This is a genomic window from Thioalkalivibrio sp. ALJ3 (assembly GCF_000377205.1).
Classification (GTDB): Bacteria; Pseudomonadota; Gammaproteobacteria; order Ectothiorhodospirales; family Ectothiorhodospiraceae; genus Thioalkalivibrio.
This window is the reverse complement of record NZ_KB897908.1, coordinates 1-25,869: the sequence shown is the minus strand read 5'-3', so window position 1 is coordinate 25,869 and position 25,869 is coordinate 1. Positions and strand designations below refer to the sequence as shown.

The 25,869-nt window shown below is 64.7% G+C and carries 25 protein-coding genes; 11 read left to right on the top strand and 14 right to left on the bottom strand.

What is annotated here, in order from left to right; all coding sequences use genetic code 11:
* The first annotated feature begins 38 nt into the window (after positions 1-38).
* Positions 39-665 (top strand): TMEM165/GDT1 family protein, encoded by a 627-nt coding sequence (locus C935_RS0108885; protein WP_018862153.1) that lies wholly within the window; start codon positions 39-41, stop codon positions 663-665.
* A gap of 75 nt (positions 666-740) precedes the next feature.
* On the opposite strand, the gene C935_RS0108880 is transcribed toward C935_RS0108885, so the two are convergent.
* Together C935_RS0108880 and C935_RS0108875 are read right to left on the bottom strand one after the other, a co-directional pair.
* The gene (locus C935_RS0108880; protein WP_018862152.1) at positions 741-1,322 is read right to left on the bottom strand and encodes an NUDIX hydrolase; all 582 of its coding nucleotides are present in this window, start codon (positions 1,320-1,322) and stop codon (positions 741-743) included.
* 1 nt (position 1,323) lies between these two features.
* Positions 1,324-1,938 (bottom strand): microcompartments protein, encoded by a 615-nt coding sequence (locus tag C935_RS0108875; protein ID WP_012983033.1) that lies wholly within the window; start codon positions 1,936-1,938, stop codon positions 1,324-1,326.
* A 293-nt stretch (positions 1,939-2,231) separates the two neighbouring features.
* On the opposite strand from C935_RS0108875, the gene C935_RS0108870 reads away from it, so the two are divergent.
* The 6 genes from C935_RS0108870 to C935_RS0108845 all read left to right on the top strand — a co-directional run bounded on the left by C935_RS0108870 (position 2,232) and on the right by C935_RS0108845 (position 12,676).
* Positions 2,232-2,861: an alternative oxidase gene (locus tag C935_RS0108870; RefSeq protein ID WP_018862151.1), complete on the top strand. Its 630-nt coding sequence runs from the start codon at positions 2,232-2,234 to the stop codon at positions 2,859-2,861.
* 117 nt (positions 2,862-2,978) lie between these two features.
* On the top strand, positions 2,979-6,320 hold the full coding sequence (locus C935_RS0108865; protein WP_018862150.1) for an EAL domain-containing protein: 3,342 nt from the start codon (positions 2,979-2,981) through the stop codon (positions 6,318-6,320).
* A gap of 97 nt (positions 6,321-6,417) precedes the next feature.
* A complete protein-coding gene (locus C935_RS0108860) occupies positions 6,418-8,439 on the top strand; it encodes a site-specific recombinase (RefSeq protein WP_018862149.1) in 2,022 nt (673 codons plus the stop codon).
* A 7-nt stretch (positions 8,440-8,446) separates the two neighbouring features.
* Positions 8,447-9,463 (top strand): alpha/beta hydrolase, encoded by a 1,017-nt coding sequence (locus C935_RS0108855; protein WP_018862148.1) that lies wholly within the window; start codon positions 8,447-8,449, stop codon positions 9,461-9,463.
* A gap of 148 nt (positions 9,464-9,611) precedes the next feature.
* On the top strand, positions 9,612-12,224 hold the full coding sequence (locus tag C935_RS0108850; RefSeq protein ID WP_018862147.1) for a bifunctional diguanylate cyclase/phosphodiesterase: 2,613 nt from the start codon (positions 9,612-9,614) through the stop codon (positions 12,222-12,224).
* Between the two features lie 74 nt (positions 12,225-12,298).
* Complete coding sequence (locus C935_RS0108845) at positions 12,299-12,676, top strand: YajD family HNH nuclease (protein ID WP_018862146.1); 378 nt, start codon at positions 12,299-12,301, stop codon at positions 12,674-12,676.
* A gap of 28 nt (positions 12,677-12,704) precedes the next feature.
* Here C935_RS0108845 and C935_RS0108840 read toward each other — a convergent pair whose 3' ends face one another.
* On the bottom strand, positions 12,705-13,286 hold the full coding sequence (locus tag C935_RS0108840) for a GNAT family N-acetyltransferase (RefSeq protein WP_018862145.1): 582 nt from the start codon (positions 13,284-13,286) through the stop codon (positions 12,705-12,707).
* 213 nt (positions 13,287-13,499) lie between these two features.
* Between C935_RS0108840 and C935_RS0108835 the strand changes: the two genes are divergently transcribed.
* On the top strand, positions 13,500-13,949 hold the full coding sequence (locus C935_RS0108835; RefSeq protein WP_018862144.1) for a host attachment protein: 450 nt from the start codon (positions 13,500-13,502) through the stop codon (positions 13,947-13,949).
* Between the two features lie 137 nt (positions 13,950-14,086).
* Here C935_RS0108835 and C935_RS0108830 read toward each other — a convergent pair whose 3' ends face one another.
* Both C935_RS0108830 and C935_RS0108825 read right to left on the bottom strand, forming a co-directional pair.
* On the bottom strand, positions 14,087-14,749 hold the full coding sequence (locus C935_RS0108830; protein WP_018862143.1) for a histidine phosphatase family protein: 663 nt from the start codon (positions 14,747-14,749) through the stop codon (positions 14,087-14,089).
* Positions 14,750-14,818: 69 nt separating this feature from the next.
* The gene (locus C935_RS0108825) at positions 14,819-15,403 is read right to left on the bottom strand and encodes a histidine phosphatase family protein (RefSeq protein WP_018862142.1); all 585 of its coding nucleotides are present in this window, start codon (positions 15,401-15,403) and stop codon (positions 14,819-14,821) included.
* A 152-nt stretch (positions 15,404-15,555) separates the two neighbouring features.
* Between C935_RS0108825 and C935_RS0108820 the strand changes: the two genes are divergently transcribed.
* Positions 15,556-16,401, top strand: coding sequence for a proteasome-type protease (locus tag C935_RS0108820; protein ID WP_018862141.1), 846 nt, complete (start codon positions 15,556-15,558; stop codon positions 16,399-16,401).
* A 63-nt stretch (positions 16,402-16,464) separates the two neighbouring features.
* Here C935_RS0108820 and C935_RS0108815 read toward each other — a convergent pair whose 3' ends face one another.
* Positions 16,465-17,412 carry an alpha-E domain-containing protein gene (locus tag C935_RS0108815; protein ID WP_018862140.1) on the bottom strand — a complete coding sequence of 316 codons (948 nt, stop codon included), beginning with the start codon at positions 17,410-17,412 and terminating at the stop codon, positions 16,465-16,467.
* Position 17,413: 1 nt separating this feature from the next.
* Positions 17,414-18,862, bottom strand: coding sequence for a circularly permuted type 2 ATP-grasp protein (locus C935_RS0108810; protein WP_018862139.1), 1,449 nt, complete (start codon positions 18,860-18,862; stop codon positions 17,414-17,416).
* Between the two features lie 122 nt (positions 18,863-18,984).
* Here C935_RS0108810 and C935_RS0108805 point away from each other — a divergent pair, with 122 nt between their 5' ends.
* Complete coding sequence (locus C935_RS0108805) at positions 18,985-19,263, top strand: hypothetical protein (protein ID WP_018862138.1); 279 nt, start codon at positions 18,985-18,987, stop codon at positions 19,261-19,263.
* A gap of 108 nt (positions 19,264-19,371) precedes the next feature.
* Here the strand turns inward: C935_RS0108805 and C935_RS0108800 are convergent, their stop codons facing one another.
* The 6 genes from C935_RS0108800 to msrP all read right to left on the bottom strand — a co-directional run bounded on the left by C935_RS0108800 (position 19,372) and on the right by msrP (position 24,008).
* Positions 19,372-19,917, bottom strand: a complete 546-nt coding sequence (locus C935_RS0108800) for a phosphatidylglycerophosphatase A (RefSeq protein WP_018862137.1) — start codon at positions 19,915-19,917, stop codon at positions 19,372-19,374.
* A gap of 41 nt (positions 19,918-19,958) precedes the next feature.
* Positions 19,959-20,936: a thiamine-phosphate kinase gene (gene thiL / locus C935_RS0108795; protein ID WP_018862136.1), complete on the bottom strand. Its 978-nt coding sequence runs from the start codon at positions 20,934-20,936 to the stop codon at positions 19,959-19,961.
* A 22-nt stretch (positions 20,937-20,958) separates the two neighbouring features.
* The gene (gene nusB / locus C935_RS0108790) at positions 20,959-21,522 is read right to left on the bottom strand and encodes a transcription antitermination factor NusB (RefSeq protein WP_018868767.1); all 564 of its coding nucleotides are present in this window, start codon (positions 21,520-21,522) and stop codon (positions 20,959-20,961) included.
* A 266-nt stretch (positions 21,523-21,788) separates the two neighbouring features.
* Complete coding sequence (ribE, locus tag C935_RS0108785; RefSeq protein ID WP_018137920.1) at positions 21,789-22,274, bottom strand: 6,7-dimethyl-8-ribityllumazine synthase; 486 nt, start codon at positions 22,272-22,274, stop codon at positions 21,789-21,791.
* 101 nt (positions 22,275-22,375) lie between these two features.
* Positions 22,376-22,969 (bottom strand): sulfite oxidase heme-binding subunit YedZ, encoded by a 594-nt coding sequence (locus tag C935_RS0108780; protein WP_026278736.1) that lies wholly within the window; start codon positions 22,967-22,969, stop codon positions 22,376-22,378.
* A 64-nt stretch (positions 22,970-23,033) separates the two neighbouring features.
* A complete protein-coding gene (gene msrP / locus C935_RS0108775; RefSeq protein WP_018862133.1) occupies positions 23,034-24,008 on the bottom strand; it encodes a protein-methionine-sulfoxide reductase catalytic subunit MsrP in 975 nt (324 codons plus the stop codon).
* Positions 24,009-24,297: 289 nt separating this feature from the next.
* Between msrP and C935_RS0108770 the strand changes: the two genes are divergently transcribed.
* Complete coding sequence (locus tag C935_RS0108770; RefSeq protein WP_018862132.1) at positions 24,298-24,498, top strand: PA3496 family putative envelope integrity protein; 201 nt, start codon at positions 24,298-24,300, stop codon at positions 24,496-24,498.
* A gap of 188 nt (positions 24,499-24,686) precedes the next feature.
* Here C935_RS0108770 and C935_RS0108765 read toward each other — a convergent pair whose 3' ends face one another.
* On the bottom strand, positions 24,687-25,679 hold the full coding sequence (locus C935_RS0108765) for an IS110 family transposase (protein ID WP_018862131.1): 993 nt from the start codon (positions 25,677-25,679) through the stop codon (positions 24,687-24,689).
* Positions 25,680-25,869: the final 190 nt, after the last annotated feature.

The window sequence follows — 25,869 nt, the reverse complement described above, 5'->3', positions numbered from 1 at the left end:
CACTGGTTGTGTCGTGCCGCTCGCCCCGGATTGTATCCATGGAACTCTTCCTGCTCTCCATTGTGGCGGTTGCCATTGCCGAGATCGGCGATCGTTCGATGTTTCTGGCCGCTCTGTTCGGCATGCGTTGCCGCAGCGCGTGGGCCGTCTTCTGGGGCATGGCCACCGGCTTGTTCCTGAATCAGCTGCTGTCCGCGGTGGCGGGCATCTGGCTGTTCGCGGTGATCTCGACCGACTGGCACCTGTGGGTGGTCGGCACGGCATTCCTGGTCATGGCCGTGTGGGTGCTGATCCCCGAGGACGACGAATTCGAGAAAGACACACGCGCACGCAGCGCCTTCCTCGCGGCCGCCATCGCCTTCTTCGTATTCGAGATGCTCGACAAGACCCAGCTGGCGGTGATCACCCTCGCCGGGGCTTCCGGGGCCCTGCTGCCGGTTGTGCTGGGGGCCACCGTTGGAATCCTGCTGATTACCACCCCTGCCCTGATCCTCGGCAAGCGTTTTGCCGAGCGCATCCCGGCCGCCACGATGCGTTACATCGCTTCCGGCATGTTCCTGCTGATTGGTCTGTGGACGTGGGCCGAGGCCGGAGGCTGGATGCCGGATCTGGGCCTGCCGGACTTGTCAGAATGGCTGTTGCGTGCGGTGGAGAACCACCAGTAGACGGGGGGCCCAGCGGCTCGGGGTCGGGGCGTCCGGGACCCTCGGCCGGGACGGCGAGCGCCCATCCCCCTCCGGCTAGTAACGACGACGCGGGTGGGTGTGCACCCAGGTACGGAGCTGGCGGGTCTTTTCCACCATGCGCCACAACGACCGGCTGTTGTTGAAGCGCGAGACGTGCTGCAGCGGCACCCAGAGGATGTCGTGCGATTCGTGGCTGCCCGGTACCGGCAGGCGGTCGTCGATCTCCAGCAGGAAGCGCACGTCGATATGCTCGTGCATGGGGAAGTGCGGGCTCGCCGGGATGGTATGGATATCGAGGTCGAAGATATCCTCGGCCACCAGGTGGATATGCTCCGAGGGAATGCCGGTCTCCTCGTGGATCTCGCGCAGGGCGACCTGCAGGATGTCGGCTTGCCCGTCGGCATGCCCGCCCGGCTGAAACCAGCGATGGTGCTTGCCATGCAGCAACAGCAGCACCCGCTCGCGGTCGGGGCTAACCACCCAGGCCGACCCGGTTACATGTGCCGGGAGCAGGTCGCAGTGAAAGCAGTCCGGGTGCTGCCCAACAAACTCAAGCGCACGCCTGACAAATCCCGCTTCCTCGATGAATCGACTCTGATGACGGGCCAGCAGTTCCAGCAGTTGCGCGCGATGCATGCTACGTCCCTGCGGGGTTGTGCAAGGCGTGGATCGCCGCCCGCGCCGCCTCGTCGATGTCCGCCTCGGAGCCCGCCAGCGTCAGGCGACCGAACGCGCCCACCGCGCGCACGTCAATCAGCGACACATGGGATGCCTTCAGGGCCTGGTTGGCCGCATAGATGATGTAGCCAGCGGGCTCCGCCTCGAGGATGAACATGCTCTGGTCCGGCAGGATCATGTTGCCGCGCCGGTTCTGGCGGTTGATCAGTACCGTGTGGTCCGGCGTCATGCCGCGGATGGTTTCCTGCCACGGGATACGGCAGGGCTGGCGTTCGGACTGATCCGCTCCCAGGCGCTGCAGCAGAACGCGCCCGGCCTCCTGCACATCGCTCTGGTCGCGATGGTGGATCACCATGGAACCGAACTCGCGCTCCACGACCTGCTGCGCAAGGTGCACCCGGGTGGCCTTCAGCGCGACGTCGGTCAGCCGGTGCACGGCCATGCCCGGCGAGACCTCCACCCACAGGCACGCATCCCCCGGCACGGGCAGGAAGCCCTGGGAGACAGTGGCCATGTATTCCGCCAGCTGGGGCTGGAGGGAATCCATGTAGACGTAAGTGCGCAGCTTGATCATCGATTTGCTCACCGGGGCAACGCCCCGTTATCCCGCGTGGCGCGGCCCGAGCCCGCGCGGGAACCCGCACACACGCGTTTGAGCCGCCAGAAAACCGCCGGCTTGTCCGCGCACACGGGAGAATAGAGGGGCGTATTGTGAACGCACCGCCCGCGAAGCTCAATGTCGGGCGGCCGTCTCGGAAGCGTGCAGAGCCCCCAATCTGTGAAATGTACCAGAGACATTTCGCTTGACCGCTTCTAGGCTCAAGGACGAAGCGTCCATGCTTATCGCCACCCATACCGGGAGCATGCATGACCATCGACCGGGAAACGGACCTGACCCGCCATCACGAACCGCGCGATCTCTCCGACCGTGTCGCACGGGCTTTTACCTCATTGATGCGCCTGTTTGCCGATACCGTGTTTGCTCGCCGCTACGGCCACCGTGCGGTCGTGCTGGAAACCGTGGCCGGGGTACCCGGCATGGTCGGCGCCACGTTGCAGCATCTGCGTTCGCTGCGGCGCATGGAGGACGACCACGGCTGGATCCGCACCCTGATGGACGAGGCCGAAAACGAGCGCATGCACCTGCTCACCTTCATCGAAATCGCCTCGCCCAACTGGTTCGAACGGGTCCTGATTATCCTGGCGCAGGGTTTTTTCTACACACTGTACTTCCTGATCTATCTCGTCTCCTCGCGGACAGCCCATCGCATCGTGGGCTATTTCGAGGAAGAGGCGGTGGCCAGCTACACGGAGTATCTGGAGGAAGTGGAAACCGGCGCGATCGAGAACATCCCCGCTCCCGAGCGTGCCATCCAGTACTGGGACCTGCCGGAGGACGCGCGCCTGATAGACGTGATCCGCGCCGTGCGTGAAGACGAGGCGGGCCATCGTGACGTCAACCACGGCTTCGCCGACCTGCTGGGCAAGAAATCCTGAATGAACGCGCAGCGGCTGAGGCAGGCCGTTGGTTGAGGCGCTGTCAGTACCTATTTTCTGCTACTTTTGGAGTTACTACCGCACCCGCGGCAATCGGGGACTCCAGATAGAAGCACCATGAAAACGTCCCTGAACACCCTTGGTGGCCTGACACTGGCCGCCGGCGCCTTGCTGGTGGTGCTGGGCGCCATGGTGCTTCTTGGCTGGCACACGGGCTGGACCCCACTGGTCCAGGTCCATCCGGACTGGGCGCCCGTGCAGTACAACACGGCCCTGGCCTTTGTGCTGGCTGGCGGCGCGCTGCTCCTGTTTCTGGCCCAGCGCCCAGCCAGTGCCGCGGCACTGGGCGCCATTACAGGGCTGCTCGGGCTGTTCAGCTTGTCGCAGTACATCCTGGCGATAGACCTCGGGATCGACGAACTGCTCATGCGGCATGACCTCACTGTGCAAACCTCGCACCCCGGTCGCATGGCACCCAATACCGCGCTCAGCTTTCTCCTGGCAGGCACTGGCCTGCTCCTGAACGGCTGGCTACGCGGACAGGTCTGGGCACCGATGGCAAAGGCGGTGCTCGCCGCCCTGGTCCTGGGGTTGGGCCTGGTCGCGCTGGTCGGGTACTTGATCGGGCTCCCCACCGCCTATGGCTGGGGTGCCCTGGCACAAATGGCGATTCAGACCTCCCTCGGGTTTCTCGTCCTTGGTTTCGGGCTGCTGGCGCTGGCCTGGCGCGAGGCCACCGAGCTGGAAATGGACCCGCTAGCCTGGATACCCATTCCGGCGGGTATTGCGGTCCTGACCGTCTCCCTGCTGCTGTGGCAGGCGCTGAGCAATGAGCTGCGCGAAAGGGGCGTGGAGGATACCTTCTTTCCGTCGCTCGTTTTGGTGTTCGGCGGTGTCCTGGCACTGACCCTGGGTGCGGCCCTGAATCAGCTGCACCGGGCGCGTAACCGTACCGAGGCCGCCGAGCGCGCACAGCACGAGCTGGCGCTTCTGGCCGCCCAGCATCAACAGGCGGAACAGGCCCTGCGCGAAAGTGAGACGCTGCTGCAGTCCACGAGCAGCCTCGCCAGGGTCGGTGGCTGGGAGATGGACTTGGCCACTCAAGCGGTCGTCTGTACGCCGGAGACGCAGCGCATTCTCGACCTGCCCCCCGGAATCGAACCGCCACTGGAAGAGGCCATCGGGCTCTTTCATCCTGATGATCGCCCCATGCTCCGCCGTGCCATCGACGAGGCCATCCACCATGGGACCCCCTACGACCTGGAACTGCGCCTGAGCCGTGCCGATGGAAGCGAGATCTGGACCCGGGCCAACTGCCAGCCCGAGGTGGTCGACAGACGCGTCGTGCGTTTGCGCGGTGCATTCCAGGACATCCACGACCGCAAACAGTTCGAGCTGCGTCTGGCGTCCAGCCAGCGGCTGCTCGAGATCGCCGAACGCATCGGGAACGTCGGCGGCTGGGAGGCTGATCTGGAAGCAGGCGTCGTGCACTGGTCCGATCAAGTGGCGCGGATTCATGGCCTGCCACAGGCGAGAAGCGTGCCGGTAGATCAGGGTGTCGGCTACTACGCACCGGAGTACCAGGACCACATCCGCCGGGTTTTCTCGGCCTGCGCCGAGAACGGCGTCCCGTTCGACGAGGAGTTGCAGATCATAGACGCGCATGGCGATCGCGTCTGGGTCCGCACAATCGGCGAGCCCGTACGCGACGAGACGGGCAGCATCCGCACCGTTCAGGGGGCGTTCCAGGATATCAGCGCAAGAAAGCGCAACGAGACCGCGCTCGTTCAAGCCGCCATGGTGTTCGACCACACGCACGACGGGATCATGGTGACCGCTCCGGATGCCCGTATCGTGTCCGTCAACCCGGCCTTTACGGAGATCACCGGCTACACGGAAGAGGAAGTCCTGGGACAAACGCCAGCCTTGATCCGCAGCGCTCGTCACCGATCATCGTTCTACAGGGCGATGTGGAAAGCCCTGCGCACCTCCGGACACTGGCAGGGCGAGATCTGGAACCGCCGCAAGAGTGGAGAAGAATATCCCGAGTGGCTCACGATCAACGCCGTACGCAATGCCCAGAATGAAACGACCCACTATGTCGGCATATTCACGGACATCTCCGACATCAGGCAAAGCCAGGATCGCCTCGAGTACCTGGCTCACCACGATACCCTGACGGACCTTCCCAACCGTGCCCTGTTCGAGTTCAAGCTGGACAAAGCCATCGAACACAGCAAACGCCACGGGGAACGCATCGCGGTGCTGATCATCGACCTTGACCGGTTCAAGGCGATCAACGACAGCCTCGGCCATTCGGTCGGCGACGAGCTCCTGGCGGCGATCCCCGAACGCCTCGCATTGCGGCTGCGGGGGGAGGACACCTTTGCCCGCCTGGGGGGTGACGAGTTCGCCGTGCTACTGGGCCGAATCGAGCGCCCCGAGGACGCCGGCACCGTGGCGCAGGATGTGATCACCCGGCTGGCCGCGCCGTTCTCCCTGCCCAGCGGGTATGAGGTCTTCATCGGCGCCAGTATCGGCATCAGCGTGTTCCCGAACGACGGCAACACGCTGGAAGAGATGATGCGCAACGCCGACAGCGCGATGTACGAGGCCAAGGAGCAGGGTCGTAACAACTACCAGTTCTACACGCAGGACCTGACCCGACAGGCGGTCGAGCGATTGTCCCTGGAGAACCGACTGCGCCGCGCGATCGCGCAGGAGGAATTCGAGCTGCACTATCAGCCGTTCATCCGCATTGCCGACGGCCGGGTGATCGGCGCGGAGGCCCTGCTGCGCTGGCGGGATCCCGAACAGGGGTTGATCCTGCCCTCCGAGTTCATCGAGGTGGCCGAGGACAGCGGCCTGATCGCGGGTATCGGCGAGCAGGTACTGCGCGAAGGCTGTCGCCAGATGCGAACGTGGCGCGACGAAGGCATGGACCTGGACGCGCTGGCCATCAACCTCTCGCCACAACAGTTTCTACTGCAGGACGTCCCCGATGTCGTCCGCCAGACACTGGCGGAAACAGGACTCCCGGCACATCACCTGGAGCTGGAAATTACCGAGAGCACGATTATCCAGCAAAGCCAGGCCTCCCGGAATACGCTGGAGGCCTTGCGGGCCCTGGGGATACGGCTGTCGATCGATGATTTCGGCACCGGGTATTCGTCGCTGGCCTATCTACAGCACTTCCCGCTCGACAAACTCAAGATCGATCAGCGCTTCATCCGGGATCTGGTCGCGCACGAAGACAACCGCGAGCTGACGGCCGCCATCATCACGATGGGCCACGGCCTGCGGCTCGAAGTGCTGGCCGAAGGTGTCGAAACCGAGGAGCACCTGGACCTGCTGCGCCAAATGGGCTGTGATGCCTATCAGGGTTACCTCGCCACCCGCCCCCAGCCGCCCGATGCGTTCGCTAAATGGCTACGCCGATACCAGGGAGTACCGGCCTAGAACGCCTCCTCGTGCGGAGGACCCCAACGCTCGAGGCACGCTGAACACGCCTGTGCTGTCCGTATAATGGGCGCATTCCGATTGCGCAGGGAGCGTTATGCAGAACCCGGACGATGCCGCACAGCTGCTGGACGCGTTGCAAGATGACAGTCAGTGCGATCTCGCCGAGACCCTGCGTCGCATCGTTGACTGGCTGCGCCCGGCCAGCCCGCGCAACGTCGCACCGGTCATTGCCCGCATCGAAAGCCTTGCACTGGCGCTCAACGAGCAGCCGGAAGTACGTGAAAGGCTGCGCGAGCGCCTGGAGGCCGGGCTGGAGGACGCCCGCCACCTGACGCTGTACACCGGTGTGGGCCTGTTCTCCCGCAAGGGCTTCTTCCGCGAGGCGGCGGAGCTCCTGTACGAGCGCATCAACCCGCGCCCGATGGAACGTACGGATCTCCGGGACGTCCTCTACCACGTCTTCCACGACCCCGATGACGCCATCTGGGTATCCGCGCTCCCGGACGATGCCTGGTCACGTCTGCTCGGGGCACTGGGCTGCCTGTCAGGCGAACACCCCGGCGTTCTGGACCGCGCTCGCAGCGAGACGCTCTACGCCCTGGAGATGCTCTCGATCTGGATCGCAGCCGAGGAGCTGGAACCGGAATTGCTGCGCCTGGACCCGTCGATTGCCGAGCGCAACTCAGCCTTCGTCGCACAGGAGCGCGAGATCTCCGCCTATGTGCGCGACTACCGCGCCTGGCTGCAGGACCCCAGCCACGAACGCATGGACGACGCCCACGCACGAGTGCTGCTGGAGCAGTGCGGGGATCAGATCCTGCGCCTGCGTCGGCGCGCGATCACGCACGGCAGCAGCCTGTCGCTGACCCACCTGCTGGAGCGCCTGGACCAGACGCTGTCGCGAATCCACAAGCTGCTGGACCTGCTGGAACCGCGTGAGGAGGCACACACCCGAGCCACCGCGGTGGGCGTGTTCCGCGAGCTGGTCACGACCAGTGCCCGTCGCCATGGGCTGCGCGCGCTGTGGCAGGACAACATCCGCCTGGTCTCGCGCAGCATCACCCAGCATGTCTCCGATACCGGCGAGCACTACATCACCCGTGATCGTGGCGAATATCTGATGATGCTGCGCTCGGGGGCCGGGGCGGGCCTGATCATCGCCTTCATGGCGCTGATCAAGATCCAGGTGGAATCCCTGGGCCTGTCCGAGGGCTGGAACGCCTTGTGGGTCAGCCTGAACTACGGCCTGGGCTTCGTGCTGATCCACATCCTTCACTTCACCGTCGCGACCAAACAGCCAGCGATGACCGCCGCGCGGCTGGCGGCCGCGATCGAGGAGAACGAACGCGGCACCGCAGACGCCTCGAAACTCGCGGAACTGCTGGTACGGGTCGGACGCTCCCAGTTCGCGGCCGTGCTGGGCAACGTGGGCGTCGCGCTCCCCACAGCACTGCTGATCGGACTCCTCGCGGCCTGGGGTTTCGGCACACCGATTTTGTCGGGCGCCGAGGCGGATTATCTGCTGGACGGCCTGCGCCCGATCATGGGCCTGGCGCTGTTCTTCGCGGCCATCGCCGGGGTGTGGCTGTTCGTCTCCGGCCTGATCGCCGGCTTCTTCGACAACCGCTGCGCCTATCTCGATCTGCCCGGTCGTCTGCGCGAACACCCACTGCTGCAACGGCTGCTGCCAACCACCACGCGCCATCGACTCGCCGACTGGGTCGGATACAACTACGGCGCGGTGCTGGGCAATTTCCTGTTCGGCATGCTGCTGGGCATGACCGGTTTTGTCGGCTACCTGCTGAACCTGCCGCTGGACATTCAGCATGTGGCCTTCGCCTCCGCGAACCTCGGCTACGTGACCGCCAGCGAGTCCATCGGCATGTTCACCTTCCTGCTGTTCCTGGTGTTCGTGCTGCTGATTGGCGCGGTCAACCTGTGGGTCAGCTTTGGCCTCGCCCTGTACGTCGCCCTGCGCGCCCGCGGCGTGCGTATCGGGGCCTTCGACCGCGTACTGAAGGCCTATGGCCGGCACCTGCGCCAGCATCCGGCGCAATTCCTGCTCCCGCCCCGGGATGGCGCGACACAGGAAGGTGACGGGGCACCGCCCAGGTGAACTCGCCATGATGCGCGTCTGGTGGGTCGTCCTCGCAACCTTCTGGCTGGCCTCCTGCGCCGGAAGCCCACCATACCCGGACGCGGACGACGCCCTGGAGGAGCGCCCGGACGCCGAGGTCCTCAAGGCCGCGGACGGGACCCGTCTGCCGCTGCAACGCTGGGGCCCGGAGGAACCCCGCCGTGTCGCGCTGGTTTTGCACGGCTTCAATGACCACGGCGGCAGCATGGCGCCGCTGGGCGAGGCCCTGGCCGAACACGGAATCGCGGTCTACGCGTATGACCAGCGTGGCTTCGGCGCCAACCGCGATGTCGGCCGCTGGGCGGGCTACGAGACCCTGGCCGAGGATGCCCGCTCGGCGCTGCGCATGCTGGCCGAGCGTTATCCGGAGCAGCCACCCCACCTGATCGGCAAGAGCATGGGCGGCGGCGTGGCCGTGCTGGCCGCCACCGGGGACGACCTGCCCCCCATGCGCGGGACCATTCTCATCAGCCCGGCCGTCTGGAGCCGCGATCAAATGCCCTGGTATCAGCGCTTTGGTCTCTGGGTCGGCGCGCGCCTGGCCCCCGGCATGCGACTGTCGGGAGAGATGGCGGCGGAGTTCGACATCCGGCCCACCGATGACCCGGCGGTCCTGGAGCAGATGCGCGACGACCCGCTCGTCCTCCGCGATGCCCGCATCGATGCCCTGGATGGTCTGACCACGCTAATGGGGCGTGCGCTGAACGCCGGGGGTGCTCTCCCCGCCCCAAGCCTGCTGCTCTATGGCGCGAAGGATGACCTGGTACCACCAGGGCCCACGGCCGCGCTGGCCGAACACCTGGCCGCGACCGGCAATCCCGGCCACCGCATGGTGCTCTACCCCGAGGGCTACCACATGCTCACGCGCTACACCCGAGCGGACGACACCTTCGCGGATCTTGTCACCTGGATGCTGGACCCCGAGGCCACCCTGCCCTCCGGCCATGAACGCGCCCCGGAGACCATGGTGCAAAACCTGCGAGAACTCGACGAACAGCACTGATCGCGACCAGGCGCAGGGCGACCACCCGGCAGGCAAACGGCACATGGCCGGCCCGCCCGGGAATGGAATGTGATACAGATCAAAGTACACGGGTATGAGTTATCTCATACTCGGGCCCCTGTAATCGCGTCCAGGAAGGCACTCATCGATGTCCGCGGAACGTCCCGCATCCCCGCGCCGGGCCTTGCGACTGCGGCTGTTCATCATCACGGCCATCATGGGCGTGGCCCTGCTCGTCTTCCTGGCAGTGCACATCACCTCCACGCTGATCTACGAGCGCACGATGACGCGCCAGGCGGAGCAGACCGCCAGCGGCATCGCCCACCAGACATTCGCCTCGATGTTTCAGATCATGCGCGAGGGCTGGACCCGCGAGCAGCTGGAGGCCTTCTCGGCCGGGATCGAGGAGTCCCTGGCGGATACACCGCTACGGCTGGACTTCTATCGCGGCGAGAAGGTGGCGGCCCTGTATGGCGAAGTGGAGCAGCCCACGTGGCACGAACGGATCGAGCATGCATTCGAGACGGGGGCCATCGAGAGCCGCGAGGACAACGGCGAACTGCACTACACCTTTCCTCTGCGTGCTCGCAACGAATGCCTGAGCTGCCATGGCAACACCTCCACTGGCGACGTGCTCGGAGTATTGGAGGTGCGCCAGGATCTGGGTACGGCCATCAGCGAGGCGCGCAACCAGCAGGTCTGGACGTTCCTCGGGACCGGGTTGGGCACGCTGCTGCTGGGCTCACTGATCGCGGCCTGGGCAACGGCACCCATCACCCGATCGGTGCGCCGTTTCCAGGATCAGGTAACCCGCGTCAATGCGATCAAGGACCTCAACCACGTCGAGACGCAGGCGATCGACACCGGGTTCGTGGAGCTCAACCAGGTGGTGGACCAGGTAGACGACTTGGTGCGCAAACTGCGCTCGGTCGCGGTGGACAAGGACATCCTCGAGTTCGAGCTGAAGCTCCTGGACAAATTCATCATCACGTCGGATGTGGTGCGTGACTGGCGCGAGTACATCGGGGTACTGCTGACCGAGATCAACACGATCATCGATGCCTACACGCTGTTCACCCTGTTCAAGGCCAACGACGACGTCTACGAGCTGGAAATCTTCTGGCGCGCGGAACCCTCGGAGGCCACCCGGCGCACCGTGGAGCGCCTGGCCACGCACCGTATCCGGACGGCCGAGGAATTCGCCCGGGACGCGAACATCACCGTCCGCCACAACGTGGCCGACCCCTCCCGTCACCTCATGGAACTCTCGCCCCGCCAGATCGAACTGGCGACCAAGTCACTGGTACTGGATACCCCGCGCATCGGGGGTGTAGTCGGCATCGGGGTGCAGTCAGAGCTCGTGCGCGACCCGGTCCGCCACGTGGTGATCGAGAGCATCCTTTCAACTCTGCTGAATCTGGTTGGATCCGTGAAAGCAATCTACAAGTACACCCAGGATCTTGAGTACTACGCCACCCGCGACCCGTTGACGAACCTGTACAACCAGCGGGTCTTCTGGGAACTGCTCAACTACGAGATCAAGCGGGCCGAGGGGCATGGCTACCCCTTTGCGGTCATGGTCGTGGACCTCGACAACTTCAAGACCATCAACGACCGCTATGGCCATGCCTTCGGCGACCGTTTCCTGCAGGCCTACGCGAACACCATCCAGGACGCGATCCGCAACGAGGACATCCTGGCCCGTTACGGCGGAGACGAGTTCGCGCTGATCCTCCCCGAGACCGACCAGCAGTCCGCCTGGCAGCTGGCCGCCCACATGGCCGAGGCCACCGACGGCCTCTCGCTCCCTGCCCCCGACGGCTCGCGCGTCAAGGCCACCACCTGCATCGGCATCGCCGCCTATCCGCGCCATGGCAAGGACACGCGCGACCTGTTCCTGGTGGCCGACAACATGATGTACAAGGCCAAGCGCGAGGGGAAAAACGCAGTATGCGTACCCAGCGACGAGGAAGTGGCCGCGGTGTTTCGCGAGGCGGGCGAGACCGGGATCATGATCATGGAGGCGCTGGAGGACCGCCGCATCGTGCCCTACTTCCAGCCAATCATGGATACCGCCACCGGCGAGGCCCATATCCACGAGCTGCTGATGCGCATCCGCGTGGGCGACGAATTGATCCCGGCGGGCCAGTTCGTCGAGGTTGCCGAGACCATGGGGGTGATGCACCAGCTCGATTATGTGCTGATCGAACAGGCCTTTATCGAGGTCAGCCGCTCCGGTTACACGGGCTTGTTGTTCATCAACCTCTCCCCACGCGCGCTGATCATCGGCGAATTCATCGGCAAGGTCCGCCAGCTCGCGCGCGACCACGGTATCGATCCCGCCAAGGTGGTATTCGAAATCACCGAACGTGACACGGTGAAGAACATGGCCGTGCTGGAACAGTTCGTACTCGACCTGAAACAGCAGGGGTTCCAGTTCGCGGTCGACGACTTCGGCTCGGGCTTTTCGTCGTTCCACTACCTCAAGCGCTTCCCGATCGACTTCGTGAAGATCGAGGGCGATTTTGTGCGCAATATGGTCCACGACCCGCGCGATCAGGCATTCGTCCGCTCCATCGCGGCGCTGGCGCGCGATCTCAATGTGCGTACCATTGCCGAGTTCGTGGAGGACGCCGAGATCCTGGACGCCGTGAAATCCATTGGCATTCACTATGCCCAGGGCTTCCACGTGGGCCATCCCGGCCCGGGACCCTTGCCCGGCTCGCCACCGACTCCTGCACCCGACAACCCGAACGACTGACAGGCCTCGCCTGACAGCCCTCGCTGTTCTATTGTGGTGGTACCCGTACCGGAACCAATCTGGCCGGAGGCACAATGGGACAGCAACGCAAGGGGTCTTCCGAACGGCTGGACGCACTGGTCGCGCAAAGCCACCGCTCCAAGGCGGAACGCGAGCAGGGCTATCGCGAGCAGGCACTCAAGATGTACCCATGGGTCTGCGGGCGCTGCGGACGCGAGTTCACGCGTGCCAACCTGCAGGAGCTGACGGTGCACCACCGCGACCACGACCACGACAACAACCCGTCCGACGGCAGCAACTGGGAGCTGCTGTGCCTGTACTGCCACGACAACGAACACCAGCGCTACACCGACGCGACCCCTGGCACAGGAAAGGGCGCCAGCACCTCGGCGACCCACAACCCGTTCGCCGGGCTCGCCGACCTGCTGAATCGCGATGACGACTCGAAATAATGCCTGCGAGGTGCCCCCGAGGGCTCGTTTAAAGTGACCGCCACCAGAACTGGAGTGGCTTCCAGGTTTCCTCGTCCTCGCCCAGATCCGGCCAGTGGTAGTGGCACACCAGCCCCTCGGCCGGCTCGTAACCACGTTTACACCAGAAGTCGTCCAGCGGGCGATAGCCAGCCGGGCGTGCCGGATGATCATCCGGCCGGATAACGGCGCAGAAGGTCGCATGCCCATAACCCGACTCCCGCGCGGCGGCCTCGCGGACATCGAAGAAGCGATGGCCGGCCCCCTGGCCCCGATATGGGCGCCGCAGGACCGACTCCGCGAGATAGAAATACCGCTCGGGGTCCAGTCCGTTCCGGGCGAACGGGGCACGAAAATCGGCGTCGGCTGCCGCCAGCGGCAGCGAGGTCGAGGCCCCCACCAGGTCATCCCCATCCCAGGCGAGTACCACCGCGCTTTGCGGACAATCGACATAGGCGGCCAGGTAGTCCCGCTCGTATTCGACCGAGCCCGCATACAGATAGGGCCACTCGCGAAAGATCTCGATGCGCAAACGCGCAATGGCCTCAAGATGCGGCTCCAGGGCCCTGCCACGCTCGATCGTATAGTCCATTCACATCTCCCCTGTCGGCCATCCTGTGACGCACATCGAAGGCACAGACTTGACGCCTCACAGGACCAGGAAACTCAGCCATAACGATCTACACTAAAGGATAAAGGTTGCAGGATCCCGCGCGGGTTCGAGTCCGGAACCGGGCCCGCCTGCGGTTGGTGTGTTCCGTTTCGCCCCTCGGGGCATTCACGTCCGTCCAACAGGAGGCACTGTATGGATACCGTATGGATCGTTGTGGCCGATGCCGCCCGCGCGCGCATCCTCAGTTGCGAAGGCCGCGCCTGTCAGGGTCTGCACGAGATCGAAACCCTGACGCACTCCGAGTCCCGCGTACATGCTCAGGAGCTGGTCACCGACCGACCCGGCCGCAGCTGGAGCAGCGCCAGTGGCGATGGCCGCCACGCCATGCAGGAAAGTACCGATCCAAGCGTTAATGAGCGCAACCGCTTTGCCCGCGAAGTGGCCGAACGCCTCAAGTCGGGCTATCACAAAGGCACCTACCAGAGACTGGTGATCCTGGCCGCGCCCCAGTTCCTGGGGGCCCTTCGCGATCTGCTGGATCCGCAGGTATCCCAGATCGTCACCGCCCAGATCGCCAAGAACGTTGCCAAGATCCAGGACCCGGCCGCCCTGCGCAATCATCTGCCGGACTTTCTCTACTAATTTACCCAGCCCGACCTCGGCGAGGGCCCGCCCCAAGGCGGGCCCTTTTCATTTGGATCGAATCTCGGGGCACAAGGCGGTTTCGGCTTACAACGGGCCGTGGAGAGTGAGAAGCGACGCGGACCGCGAGATCACTCCTAATCCGGATCGGAGGCCTCGCGCTCGGGGGTCCCCGGCACGGGCGCAATGCGATCAACGTCCGGCTCGGGGAAATCGGCCGGTGCCAGAACCCCGAGCAGCTCGGGGCCATCGTGCGCGGGCACGAAGACCGCCAGTTCGGCCTCCTGTATCTCGAGGCCCACGGCCTGGCGCAAATTGAGGTCATGCCCCACGACCACGATGTTGGAGGCGGGATCCTTCGGCGGGGTGTGAAGATGGCGTGTCAGGCCGTCGATTAGATGGGCGCGGCGCGCCTCGTCCTGCACCCACGGGAGGTTGAACAGGTCGTAGCGGATCTCGTAGTCATCGAAGGCAAGCGCGGCGGTCTCCCAGTTTCGGCAAAAAGGGCTTGTAAGTACCTGTTCCACCGAAATACCCAGCGCGCGGAAGCCATCCCCGACCCGCCGCGCATGGTTGCGGCCGAGGGTGCTGAGATTGCGTTGCCCCGCACAGTCATCCATGTCGCTGAGGTCGTAGTCGTCGTACGAGCGGTCGGTCTCCGCATGACGCCAGAACACGACCAGCCCACCGCCCTGGAGGCGCTCGATCAATTGGTCCGCGCTCAATTCCTCGGCCCCGAGCCCCACTGGCACAAGACCGAGGAGGAACGCCCCCAGAATCCAGAACGCCCGTCCCGACATCGCGCTGCTCCCCGTTCGTCTCCTTGCATAGGTAGACGAAAAACCCGGGCGCTGCCGATGCGGGGTGGGTCAGAAGTCGTCGGGTGTCAGCACGCCCAGCAGCCGTGGATGCTCTTCTCCGGGTTCGAAGACCGCGATCTCGCCCTCGTCGATCTGCACCCGGGCCGCCCGCTGCAGGTTGATATTGTGGCCGACGATCACGACGTTCCGGCTGGCATCCTCGGGGGGCGTGTTCAGGTAACGCTGCAACGCGCGCACCAGCTCGTCCTGACGCGTGCGATCGCGTACCGGCGGCACGTTGAACAGATCTTCGCGGATCTCGTAGGAGTCCTCGCCAAAGGCGATGCGGGCAGTGTCCACGTTGCGACAGAACGCGGAACTCAGGATCGACTCCACAGGAATGGCATGGCGGTCGAAGCCCTCGCCCACCTTGCGCGCCTCTTCCTTGCCCTGATCATTGAGGTTGCGTTGCAGGTCGCAGCGGGACATGTCCGACAGGTCGCGGTCACGGTAGCTGCGGTCGGTCGTCGCGTGGCGCCAGTAGATCACCAGCCCGCCGTCCTGCATGCGCTCGAGCAGTGCCTCGGCAGCCAACTCCGAATCGGCGTGGCCCGCCGCCGGAACGAACAGACTCACGATAAGAACAAAAGCCATGCGCCATATGCGTTCGACTCTCATGTTTCCCACCCGCCATGCAAATGGTTCAGACCACCCGTACCGCCTGATGTTCGCCCTACGCGATCGTTGACGCCCCCCCAGCTCGGCCCTAGTATGCCGTTCTCCCCAGCCCGGAATCCCGCCCTCGCATGACCTACTGTGTCGCCATCGATCTGGACGACGGCCTCGTGTTCGCCTCCGACTCGCGCACCAATGCCGGCGTCGACCAGGTCAGCACCTACAGCAAGATGCATACCTTCGAGGTCGAGGGTCAGCGTCTGTTCGTTGTGCTGACCGCCGGGAACCTCGCCACCACGCAGGCCGTGGTACACCGGCTCAAGCGCGATATGGAGGACAACGCCGAGGAAAGCCTGGCAACGGTGGAACGCATGTCGGATGCCGCCGAGTACCTGGGGCGCCTGAATCGCGAGGAAACCGAGAAACACTCGGAAGCCCTGTCACGGTCCGGCATGCAGGCCGATGCAACCCTGATCATCGGAGGCCAGATCGCAGACGATGCCCCTGGCGTCTACCTGATCTATCCCCAGGGCAACTACATCACCACCTCGCAGCAGACACGGTTTCTGCAGATCGGAGAGAGCAAGTACGGCAAACCGATCCTGGATCGCATCATCGAGCACGACACCACGCTCGGCGATGCAGCCCGCTGTGCGCTGGTCTCGATCGATTCCACCATCCGCTCCAACCTGACCGTCGGGCCACCGATCGAGGTACTGGTCTACGAGCGCGGCACCCTCGCCTTCGACCACTACCTGTGCATGGAGGCCGACGACGAATACCTGCGCTCTTTGACGCAAGCCTGGGACACGAATATCAAACGGGCCTTTACCGACCTCCCCCGTTTCGACTGGGAAGGCGCGCACGGGCGCAAGCAGCGCGGGACGCGAGTCAGCCGCGGATCCAGCAAGACCGCTGGCGGCAGCAAGGCCAGCTCGACCAAGACAACCACCAAGTCCCGGAAGCCCCGCCGCTAATCCCCCTGGTTGCGGGAGCGGGTTTGCAAGCGAACGTCCCTGCCAGCGTTCGGAGGGGGCCAGTTACGCGGCTTGTGCAGGGGCCGCCAGGAACCAGGTCTCGGCGTTGGCGCCGTGGATATCCGCGATGTCCTGCTGGAGCCGGTCGACAAAGTCGTGCAGACCGTCTTCGGCCAGCAGTTCGTCCACACTGGCGTTCATCGCGTGGCGCCGGGCCTGGATCACCAGCCGCAGCGGGACTTCGTTGTTCGGCAAGCTTTCCAGCGCGTCCTGCACCTGGGTCAGGGCATGCGTCACCGAGCGCGGGAACGCCTTGTCCTGCAGCAGGAAACGCACCACGTCCACACCGTTGATCCGCCGCTTCACGTGCTGGCGGTACATCTGAAAGCCGCTCTCGGAGCGCAGGATGCTGGTCCACAGCAGGCCCTCGTAGGGCTCCGGGTCGTCGTTGTTCTTCTTCAGGAGCTTCAGTGCACCGACATCCACCTGGCGCGTGCCCATGTCCGCGCGCTCCAGATTCCGCCCGAGACGGATGAAGTCATAGGCTGCATCGTGGCTCATCGTCCCCGCCAGCAGGCCTGTCAGGGTCTGACAGCGCTGGATGATGCTCGACAGGAATTCAAAACGTCCGCGCTTGCCAATGCCCTGGTCGATCTCGTCGCGCGCGAACAGGTAGAGCTCGTTCATCACCTCCCAGGCCTCGGATGGCACCAGATCGCGGGTGGTACGCACGTTCTCGCGCGCCGCGCGCAGAGAGTTGAGCACCGAGCTGGGGTTGTCGGCGTCGGCCAGCAGGAACTTCACGCAGTTGCGCTCGTCCTCGCGCTGGTAGTGGTTGTCGAACAGCTCGTCGTTCCCGGTCACCTCGACCAGGCCCTTCCAGGAGAGCTGTACCGACTTCGGCATGTCCAGCGCCAGCAGATGGAAGGCCGTGACCATGCGCGCGGTGTTCTCCGCGCGCTCCACGTAGCGTGCCATCCAGTACACGCGTTCCGCGACTCTCGAGAGCATCTTAGTTCTCCTCGTCCACGATCCAGGTGTCCTTGCTGCCCCCGCCCTGCGAGGAATTGACCACCAGCGAGCCCTTGCGCATCGCGACGCGGGTCAGACCGCCCGCGGTCACGTCGGTGCGCACGCCCTGCAGGATGAACGGCCGCAGATCCAGGTGGCGCGGTTCGATATCGTCGCCGCACAGCGTCGGCGCAACGGACAGGGCCAGGGTCGGCTGCGCGATGTAGTTGCGCGGGTCCTTCTGGATCAACTGGGCAAACTCCGCACGCTGCTTCTTGGTCGCGTGTGGGCCGACCAGCATCCCGTATCCTCCGGACTCGTTGGCCGGCTTCACCACCAGCTCGTCCAGGTGATCAAGCACGTACTCGCGGTCCTTCTCGTTCACGCACAGGTAGGTCGGCACATTGGGCAGGATCGGCTCCTCGTCCAGGTAGTAGCGGATCACCTCGGGGACAAAGGCGTACATCACCTTGTCGTCGGCGACCCCGGCCCCGGGGGCATTGGCCAGCCCGACATTGCCCTTGCGCCAGGCCCGCATCAGGCCGGGCACACCCAGCATTGACTCCGGGTTGAAGACCTCCGGGTCGAGGAATTCGTCGTCGATCCGGCGATAGATCACGTCGACCCGTTCCAGGCCGTCGATGGTGCGCATGTAGACGCAGTCATCGTCGCCGACCACCAGATCCGCGCCCTCGACCAGTTCCGCGCCCATGCGCTGGGCCAGGAAGGAGTGCTCGAAATAGGCCGAGTTGTAGATACCCGGGGTCAGTACCGCGATCTCCGGGTAGTCCTGCGGGCGCGGGGAGATCGAGGCCAGCATGTCGAACAGCTGGGTTGGATACTCATCCACCGGCAGGATGCTCGAGCTCTCGAACAGTTCCGGGAACACGCGCTTGGTCACCTGCCGGTTTTCCAGCATGTAGGACACGCCGGAGGGCACGCGCAGGTTGTCTTCCAGCACGTAGAAGTCGCCCTTGCCGTCGCGCACCAGATCGGTGCCGCAGATGTGCGCCCAGACGCCGTGCGGCGGCGTGATCCCGACGCACTGCTCGCGGAAGTTCTTGGACTGCTTCAGTACGTAGCGCGGGACGACCTTGTCTTTGAAGATCTGCTGCTTGTTGTAGATGTCGTTGATGAACATGTTGAGCGCCGTGAGGCGCTGCTCAAGTCCCCTGGTCACGCGCTCCCACTCGGTTTTGGTGATCACCCTCGGGATGATGTCGAATGGCCAGGCACGGTCGATGTTCTCGCCTTCGGTGTAGACCGTGAAGCTGATGCCCATTTCGAGGATGGCGCTATCGGCCGCGGTCTTGCGGCTCTGGATCTCGGTGTCGTCCAGACTGCTGAGGTAATCGGTCAGGGGTTTGGCAGGTTTGCGCGGTTTACCGGGCTTCGCGATCAGTTCATCAAAGAAAGGCTTGGGATCGTATTGCTTCCAGTCAATCGCCATACGTCGGGTCCTCTGACGCGGGGAATGGTTTGCTCTACAGTAGCGCCTTTTCCGGCACCACGAGCAACAGCCGCACTCGGGTGGTGTACGTCTTTCGTCCCCCTGACCCGCCAGAGGTTCCCATGAGCGACACCCTCGAACAGCGTCTGATCGCGCTCTACGAGCATCCGAAGATCCAAGGATGCAACTGGCAGCCGCGTCTTTTCTGGTATCCGGCCACCGATGGCGGATCCTATGGCGGGCTGCGCGTGGAGGGCCGCGAGCTGGAGGTGTTTTTTGCCACAATTCTGGGCGAGGAGTCGAGCGAGCGCGCCGGTCTGGACGCCGAACAGGACGGGCGCGGAAGCTTCATCGCGGCCAATGCGCGGCGCCACGAGTTGCCCCTTTTTACCCGGCGTTAGGGCCGATGGGATTCGCGTTGTTCATCCCATCCTACGAGGTTGGTGCCACGCTGTAGGATGGGATGAGCGAAGCGAATCCCATCAAGGGGCATTACAACGGAAAGCGTGCTACTGCACGAAGAATTGCTGGAACAGCGCGGCGAGAATCACCAGCGCAAACCCGGCATAAAGCCCGGCGACCACGTCATCCATCATGATCCCGTGCCCGTCCTTCCACTTGGCATCGAAGTAGTTGGCGGGCCACGGCTTGAGGATGTCAAACAGCCGGAACAGCAGGAATCCGATCACGATCCAGACAAGCCCTGCGGGTGCGAAGGCCAGGGTAATCAGCATTCCCGCCCATTCGTCCCATACGATACCGGGATGATCGTGCACACCCAGCCGGCGTGCGCTCTCCCCGCAGATATGAAACCCGGCCATCACCACGATCACGGTAACGGCCAGATACGCCCACTCCGGGAAGTTCATGATCGCGAAGTAGAGCACCAGCGCGCCGAGCGACCCGGTAGTCCCCGGTGCCCAGCGCGACAGGCCACTTCCGAACCCGAAGGCCAGCAGATGGATCGGGTCGGTGAATACCGTCTTCGCCGACGGCATCTTCGGCTTTGAGCTTTGGGCGGGTGCGGCACCGGCGCCGGTCTTCTTCCTGGCCATGATGTCCCTTGGCTTTGTTCTTGTGTTTTTTGTGTTTCTGGCTAACCGGCGAAATGATCGTGGCCCCGGCGCGCGACGTCCAGCCGCGCGCCATCGGCATCCACCACCTCGATCTCGCTGCCGCTGGTGAACTCGCCGATCACGGTCAGCGAGGTACGCACGCTCAGGCTGAGCAACTCCAGCGGCTCGGTGGGCGGCAGGGCAAACAACAGTTCGTAATCCTCACCACCGGCGAGCGTCCCATCGCGAACCGTTTCCTCCGGCTGCCCATCCAGCAACGGATCGACGGGCACCTGCGACCAGTCGACCCGGGCACCACAGCCGGATGCCGCACACAGATGGCCCAGATCAGCCAGCAGCCCGTCGGAGATATCGAGCGCGGCCCGCGCTCGGTTACGCAGCCCCCGCCCCAGCGCCAGACGCGGGTTCGGCCAGAACAGGCGCGCACAGCTTGGAGCCGCCTCGTCCGGCGACGACTGGCCCTGCTCGCGGCGCTGGCGCTCGAAAGCGAAACCCGCGGCCGCCCCCCCCAGCGCCCCGCTGACCACCAGCCGGTCACCGGGACGGGCGCCGGTGCGACGCAGGGCCTGCCCGACCGGGACCTGGCCCAGTGCAGTCACGCTGACAGCTCCAGGGCCACGGGTGGTATCCCCCCCCACGAGGGGCACCGACGTTTGTTCGGCCAGCGCCATGAAGCCCCTGCTAAAGGCGGCCAGCCAGTCATGGTCCACGGAAGGCAGTGTCAGGGACAGGACCACCCCCAGCGGATCGGCCCCCATCGCGGCAAGGTCGCTCAGGTTGGCTGCCAGTGCCTTGTGCCCCAGGCTGGCCGGCGGGTGGTCCGGGTAGTAATGCGTGCCCTCGACCAGGGTATCGACGGTGACAACCAGTTCATGGCCGGCCTGCACCACGAGCAGTGCCCCGTCATCGCCAATGCCCAGGCGCACGTCCGGGCTAGTCCCGGCCGGCTCGGCAAAATAGCGCCGGATCAGATCGAATTCGGAGACGGGACCGGTCATGGCGAGAGGCGGCCCATGTGAATCAGCGCTGAAGCGAGCGCTCGGGGCCGCGTAGATCGGCAGACAGCCGATCCAGCACCCCATTGATGTAGCGGTGCGACTGCTCGGCGCCGAAACGCTTGGCCAGGTCCACCGCCTCGTTGATCACCACGCGATAGGGCACGTCCATGCGCTCGGCGAGCTCCCACTGGCCCAGCCACAGCAGGGCCCGCTCGACCGGGTCGAGCTGATCCAGCGGGCGGCCCAGGTACGGTTCCATACGGGCATCCAGGGCCTCGCGGTTGCGAGTCACACCGATCAGGATTTCGCGGAAGTACTCCGCGTCCGCCTTGGCGTGTTCCTCGTCGTCGCGAAACTCGGCCAGGATGTCCTTGGGCTCGCCCGCCGTCATCTGCCAGGAGTACAGCGCCTGCATCGCACGACGCCGCGCGACCGAGCGCGCGTGGCGGGCGCGCTGTTCGGGCGTGCTGCGCGGGCGTTTGCCCCGCCCGCCCTGGCGCGGGGCCTTGCCCGCGGGCTGCGATGGGTTATGCGATTCACTCACGGCGTGCAGGGGACCCACCCGCTTAGGGAAACACTGATCCATGTACACGCTCGCGCTCGAGTCGCTTTTGCGTGCGAACAAGGCGCGGCGACTGCCGTGCAGTGACTCTGCACAAGGGAGCCGCAACGCAGTTCCCACGCCCGTCTTTGATAACAACGGGCGGCCGAGCCCCTTCGGGGTTGGCACCCCAGGTTCCCCGATCCTGCGTTGCGGCCCTTGCCGGTAGTACCACTACCGGCTACGCACCGCGCCTTGTCTCGGCAAACCTGGGGTATCAACGCGAGTGTGTACATGGATCAGTGTTTCCCTTAGGAATCGGCGCGCAGCTTGCGCATCAGGCTGACCATCTCGATCGCGCCCATTGCGGCATCCGCGCCCTTGTTGCCGGCCTTGGTGCCGGCGCGTTCGATCGCTTGCTCGATGGAGTCCGTCGTCAGCACCCCAAAGCTGATCGGCAGGTCCTCGGCCATCTGCACCTGAGCCAGGCCCTTGGCGGCCTCGCCTGCGACATAGTCAAAGTGCGGGGTCGAACCCCGGATCACGCAGCCCAGTGCGATCACCGCGTCATAACGGCCGGAACGGGCCATCGCCTGCGCCGCCAGCGGCAGCTCGTAGGCGCCGGGCACGCGCGCGATGGTCAGGTTCTTCTCCGCCACGCCGTGGCGCTTCAGGGTGTCGACTGCGCCTTCCAGCAGGCGCTCGACGATCAGGCTGTTGAAGCGCGCCAGCAGCAGGCCGTAGCGATGGTTGGCGGCATCCGTGAACTCGCCTTCCAGGGTCTCGATCTCGTGCATGATGGTGTGGTTCCGGTCGGAATGGGGCGGACACACGGCCCGCAAAATCCTGTGTAGTGTAGCATCGCGGCGCGCCTAGGGAGACGCTGATGGACGGAGCTTCAGGAGGCAGTGGCGGCCCTGCGCGCCCGCACCCTTCGCGCCGAGATCCAGGAATGGACCACGCGCCAGCCGAGCAGGAAAGCCAGGATCGCGGCGTACAGCGTAACTTCACCATAATCGGCCCGCGCCAGCCAGAGAAAATGCAGGATCGCCAGCACCCCGGCCACGTACACCCCGCGGTGCAGCCAGACCCATTTCTTCCGGAGCCAGCGCTGCGCCCCGTCGGTGGAGGTTGCCGCCAGGGCGAGCAGGATCACCCAGGCGGCAAAGCCGACCATCACGAACGGGCGCTCGGTCAGGTCGTAGAGCACCAGTTCCCAGTCGAAGAACAGGTCCAGCCCCAGCCAGGTCAGGGCATGCGCGGTGACATAGCCGAACGCCACCAGCCCCAGCATCCGGCGCAACCGAGTGATCCAGGCCAGCCCCGTCAACTGCCGCAGCGGGGTCACGGCCAGCGCAATCAACAGTGCGATCATTGCGTGCGTGCCGGAGAGCTCCAGCAGCTTCTCGATCGGGTTCGCCCCCAGCCCGCCGAACCATCCGAGCGTACGCAGACCGATCCAGACCGCTGGCACGAGCGAGAGCAGCAGCACGCCCGTCCAGACGCCTTTTGGGGGCTGCCCTTTGCGGCGTTGGGTCATTGCCACGCCGAATCCGTCAGAAGTACTCGGTCAGGTCCATCCCCTCGTACATCGAGGCGACTTCATCCCCATACCCGTTGAACATCTCCGTGCGACGACGACGGAACTCGCCGATGCGCCGCTCGGTGCGCTGCGACCAGCGCGGGTGGTCCACGTCCGGGTTCACGTTGCTGTAGAAGCCGTATTCATCGGGCTGCGCCTGATTCCACAGTGTCGGCGGCTCGTCCTCTACGAAGCGGATGTGCTTGATGGACTTGATGCTCTTGAAGCCGTACTTCCAGGGCACGACCAGGCGAATCGGCGCCCCGTTCTGGTTCGGCAGCACCTCGTCGTACAGCCCCACGGCGAGGATCGTCAGCGGGTGCATCGCCTCGTCCATGCGCAGGCCCTCGGTATAGGGCCACTGCAGCCCGCCGGAGCTGGCCGGCCGACGCCGCTGGCCGCGCAGGTTGTCCGGGTCGTAGATGCTCTCGAAGGCCACATAGCGGGCATCGCCCCAAGGCTCGGCCTTGTCGATGATGCGATTCAGCTCGAAGCCGATCCACGGGATCACCATGGACCAGCCCTCGACACAGCGCATGCGGTAGATCCGCTCCTCCAGCGACCAGGGGCTGATGAAGTCCTCCACCGCGTACTCGCCCGGGTTATCACACAGCCCGTCCACCTTGATGCTCCACGGGTCCGTCTTCAACTGGTCGGCATAGGTCTTGGGATCGCCCTTGCCCGGACCCATCTCGAAGAAATTGTTGTAGCTGGTTACTTCGTCGTAGGGCGTCTTCGACTCGTCGGTGGAGAAATCGCCGGGTTCAAAGTCGAGCTCATAGCCGCGCAGGGCGGCCGACGCAGGAACCGCCATACCCAGACCGCCCAGGGCCAGACCGGCACCCATCCCGACACCCGCGCGCAGGAATTCCCGCCGCCGCTGGTAGATCGCCTTCGGGGTGATTTCGCTGCGGGCAGGATCGGAACGACGCCGCGTACGAATCAGCATGAACAACCTCGCATCTCGACCATTCGGGACCAACCGGACCGCCAGTCCATTCCCTGCCGGGCGGCACCGCAGGTGCCTGTCCAAGTGTCTCCTTCGGGATGGACCGGCAACCCGTCGCCAAGTTCGAAAACCCTGGCACTTTTGCCGCTGTCATGCTCCTACCGCAGACAATAAGGAAACGCGACAAGGCATAAGAATTTTCTGCTTGCGCCCAGGCGCGGTCGCTATATAAGACTTTCCTGATGCCGTAGTACCGGGGTGGCCCGGCCGGCATACCCGGAGACCCCGCATGGACCTCAATCTCGATACCGGTTTCGACAGCACCGAAGACCTCACCGGCCTGTTCGAGAATCCGCTCGTCAACGACCGCGGCCCGAGCAAACACGCCGCCCGCCGCACCCTCGAACGCATGATGGAAGAACGCGCCCTGCGCGCCCACCTGCAGGACGACTTCGACCTCGACCACGCCAGCGACCCGCTGGACTGGTAACCAGGAGAAGGGTGGCCCATATGGGCCACCCTGCGTTTATCAGCGATGCGATTCGCTTTGCTCATCGCATCCTACGCGACTGGATGCCGGGGAATTGACGGTGTGGGTGCGCGGGCGTTGTTGATGCGTTTCGCGGGGCTCAACGCATCCTACGAGGGGAAGGGGGTAGCCGTAGATACCGTCTTGCCCTATGAGGTGCAAGGCGTGTCATTTCGGGGTTGATACGGAGTTTGCGACTTGAGGACGCCGAAGGCGATGTGCAGGAGCTTGCGCATGGCTGCCCCGATCGCGGCCATCTTGGCCTTGCCCCGCCTCAGAAGACGGTGGTACTGGTGCCGTACGTCCGGGTTGTGGCGGCTGGCCACGACGGCGGCCATGTAGAGCGTTTTGCGCAGCCGCCCCGAGCCGGCCTTCGCCAGCCGCGGGGGTCGCTGGACCGAGGTCCCGGACTCCTGCAGGACCGGTACCAGTCCATGGAACGCCGCCGCCTGCCGAGCACTCGTGAACGCACGGCTGCGCAACGTCGCGGCCATCGACGCCGACAACACCCGGCCGATGCCGGGGATGCTCTCCAGCAAGGCCCGATCCCGCTTGAGATGATCATGCGCGTCGAAGTGATCATCGATCTGCTGCTGTAGCCGACGGTATTCCTCGCGCAGGGCTTGCAGCACGTTGTCGATCGACGCCTGGGCGAGGGTGTCCTCGCTGAACTGCGCCTTCTCCAGGCGATTCTCCTCGCGCCGGATGTCCTGCTCAAGGGCTTCCAGCCGGCTGAGCAGGCGTTTGAGCTCCCGCACCTCGGGCGGCTCAGGTTGCCAGCGCCGTGGCGCGCGCTCGATGCCGTAACGCGCCAGCATCATGCTGTCCTTGCGATCCGTCTTGTTGCGCACCCCCATGCCTTGGGCGTGGAAGCGCACCTGAGCCGGGTTCAGCACATAGACCCGAACCCCCTGCTCATGCAGCCAGTAGGCTAGCGGTTCGTGATAGATGCCGGTGGCTTCCAGATACACCTGAAGCGTCTCGGGCGCTTCACCCGTGTTGCGCTGCAGCCAGCGCAGCAACTCCGGGTACTGGTCCTGGCGGTTCGGGAATACCTTCGGCTTGACCTTGCCCGCCTCCAGATCCCGGACCCACATGCAGTCGAGCTTGTTCTTGCTGACATCAATGCCAATATGAGCCATCTCGTCCTCTCACCTTGTCCGTACAGCCTCACCCGCCCTTCACGGGGAGCTTGGATACCGTTCAAACTTCGAGATGAAAAAGGACTCGGGGGCCCATCTACGGCACAGGTTCGTGACCTCAGGATGCGATCGGGTTACCCCGAGTCCGGTGCGGTCCATGGTAGCGATCCGTGAACCGCAAGACACAAGG

What these genes read in the sequence shown, in the direction of transcription:
- C935_RS0108805 (WP_018862138.1), top strand. Translation starts at nt 18,985, where the DNA reads ATGAGCGACACCCTCGAACAGCGTCTGATCGCGCTCTACGAGCATCCG.
- C935_RS0108765 (WP_018862131.1), bottom strand. Translation starts at nt 25,679, where the DNA reads ATGGCTCATATTGGCATTGATGTCAGCAAGAACAAGCTCGACTGCATG.
- C935_RS0108885 (WP_018862153.1), top strand. Translation starts at nt 39, where the DNA reads ATGGAACTCTTCCTGCTCTCCATTGTGGCGGTTGCCATTGCCGAGATC.
- C935_RS0108815 (WP_018862140.1), bottom strand. Translation starts at nt 17,412, where the DNA reads ATGCTCTCGAGAGTCGCGGAACGCGTGTACTGGATGGCACGCTACGTG.
- C935_RS0108880 (WP_018862152.1), bottom strand. Translation starts at nt 1,322, where the DNA reads ATGCATCGCGCGCAACTGCTGGAACTGCTGGCCCGTCATCAGAGTCGA.
- C935_RS0108770 (WP_018862132.1), top strand. Translation starts at nt 24,298, where the DNA reads ATGGACCTCAATCTCGATACCGGTTTCGACAGCACCGAAGACCTCACC.
- thiL (WP_018862136.1), bottom strand. Translation starts at nt 20,936, where the DNA reads ATGACCGGTCCCGTCTCCGAATTCGATCTGATCCGGCGCTATTTTGCC.
- C935_RS0108830 (WP_018862143.1), bottom strand. Translation starts at nt 14,749, where the DNA reads ATGTCGGGACGGGCGTTCTGGATTCTGGGGGCGTTCCTCCTCGGTCTT.
- msrP (WP_018862133.1), bottom strand. Translation starts at nt 24,008, where the DNA reads ATGCTGATTCGTACGCGGCGTCGTTCCGATCCTGCCCGCAGCGAAATC.
- C935_RS0108845 (WP_018862146.1), top strand. Translation starts at nt 12,299, where the DNA reads ATGGGACAGCAACGCAAGGGGTCTTCCGAACGGCTGGACGCACTGGTC.
- C935_RS0108855 (WP_018862148.1), top strand. Translation starts at nt 8,447, where the DNA reads ATGATGCGCGTCTGGTGGGTCGTCCTCGCAACCTTCTGGCTGGCCTCC.
- C935_RS0108870 (WP_018862151.1), top strand. Translation starts at nt 2,232, where the DNA reads ATGACCATCGACCGGGAAACGGACCTGACCCGCCATCACGAACCGCGC.
- C935_RS0108860 (WP_018862149.1), top strand. Translation starts at nt 6,418, where the DNA reads ATGCAGAACCCGGACGATGCCGCACAGCTGCTGGACGCGTTGCAAGAT.
- C935_RS0108850 (WP_018862147.1), top strand. Translation starts at nt 9,612, where the DNA reads ATGTCCGCGGAACGTCCCGCATCCCCGCGCCGGGCCTTGCGACTGCGG.
- C935_RS0108835 (WP_018862144.1), top strand. Translation starts at nt 13,500, where the DNA reads ATGGATACCGTATGGATCGTTGTGGCCGATGCCGCCCGCGCGCGCATC.
- C935_RS0108840 (WP_018862145.1), bottom strand. Translation starts at nt 13,286, where the DNA reads ATGGACTATACGATCGAGCGTGGCAGGGCCCTGGAGCCGCATCTTGAG.
- C935_RS0108875 (WP_012983033.1), bottom strand. Translation starts at nt 1,938, where the DNA reads ATGATCAAGCTGCGCACTTACGTCTACATGGATTCCCTCCAGCCCCAG.
- C935_RS0108800 (WP_018862137.1), bottom strand. Translation starts at nt 19,917, where the DNA reads ATGGCCAGGAAGAAGACCGGCGCCGGTGCCGCACCCGCCCAAAGCTCA.
- C935_RS0108825 (WP_018862142.1), bottom strand. Translation starts at nt 15,403, where the DNA reads ATGGCTTTTGTTCTTATCGTGAGTCTGTTCGTTCCGGCGGCGGGCCAC.
- nusB (WP_018868767.1), bottom strand. Translation starts at nt 21,522, where the DNA reads ATGGATCAGTGTTTCCCTAAGCGGGTGGGTCCCCTGCACGCCGTGAGT.
- C935_RS0108810 (WP_018862139.1), bottom strand. Translation starts at nt 18,862, where the DNA reads ATGGCGATTGACTGGAAGCAATACGATCCCAAGCCTTTCTTTGATGAA.
- C935_RS0108865 (WP_018862150.1), top strand. Translation starts at nt 2,979, where the DNA reads ATGAAAACGTCCCTGAACACCCTTGGTGGCCTGACACTGGCCGCCGGC.
- ribE (WP_018137920.1), bottom strand. Translation starts at nt 22,274, where the DNA reads ATGCACGAGATCGAGACCCTGGAAGGCGAGTTCACGGATGCCGCCAAC.
- C935_RS0108820 (WP_018862141.1), top strand. Translation starts at nt 15,556, where the DNA reads ATGACCTACTGTGTCGCCATCGATCTGGACGACGGCCTCGTGTTCGCC.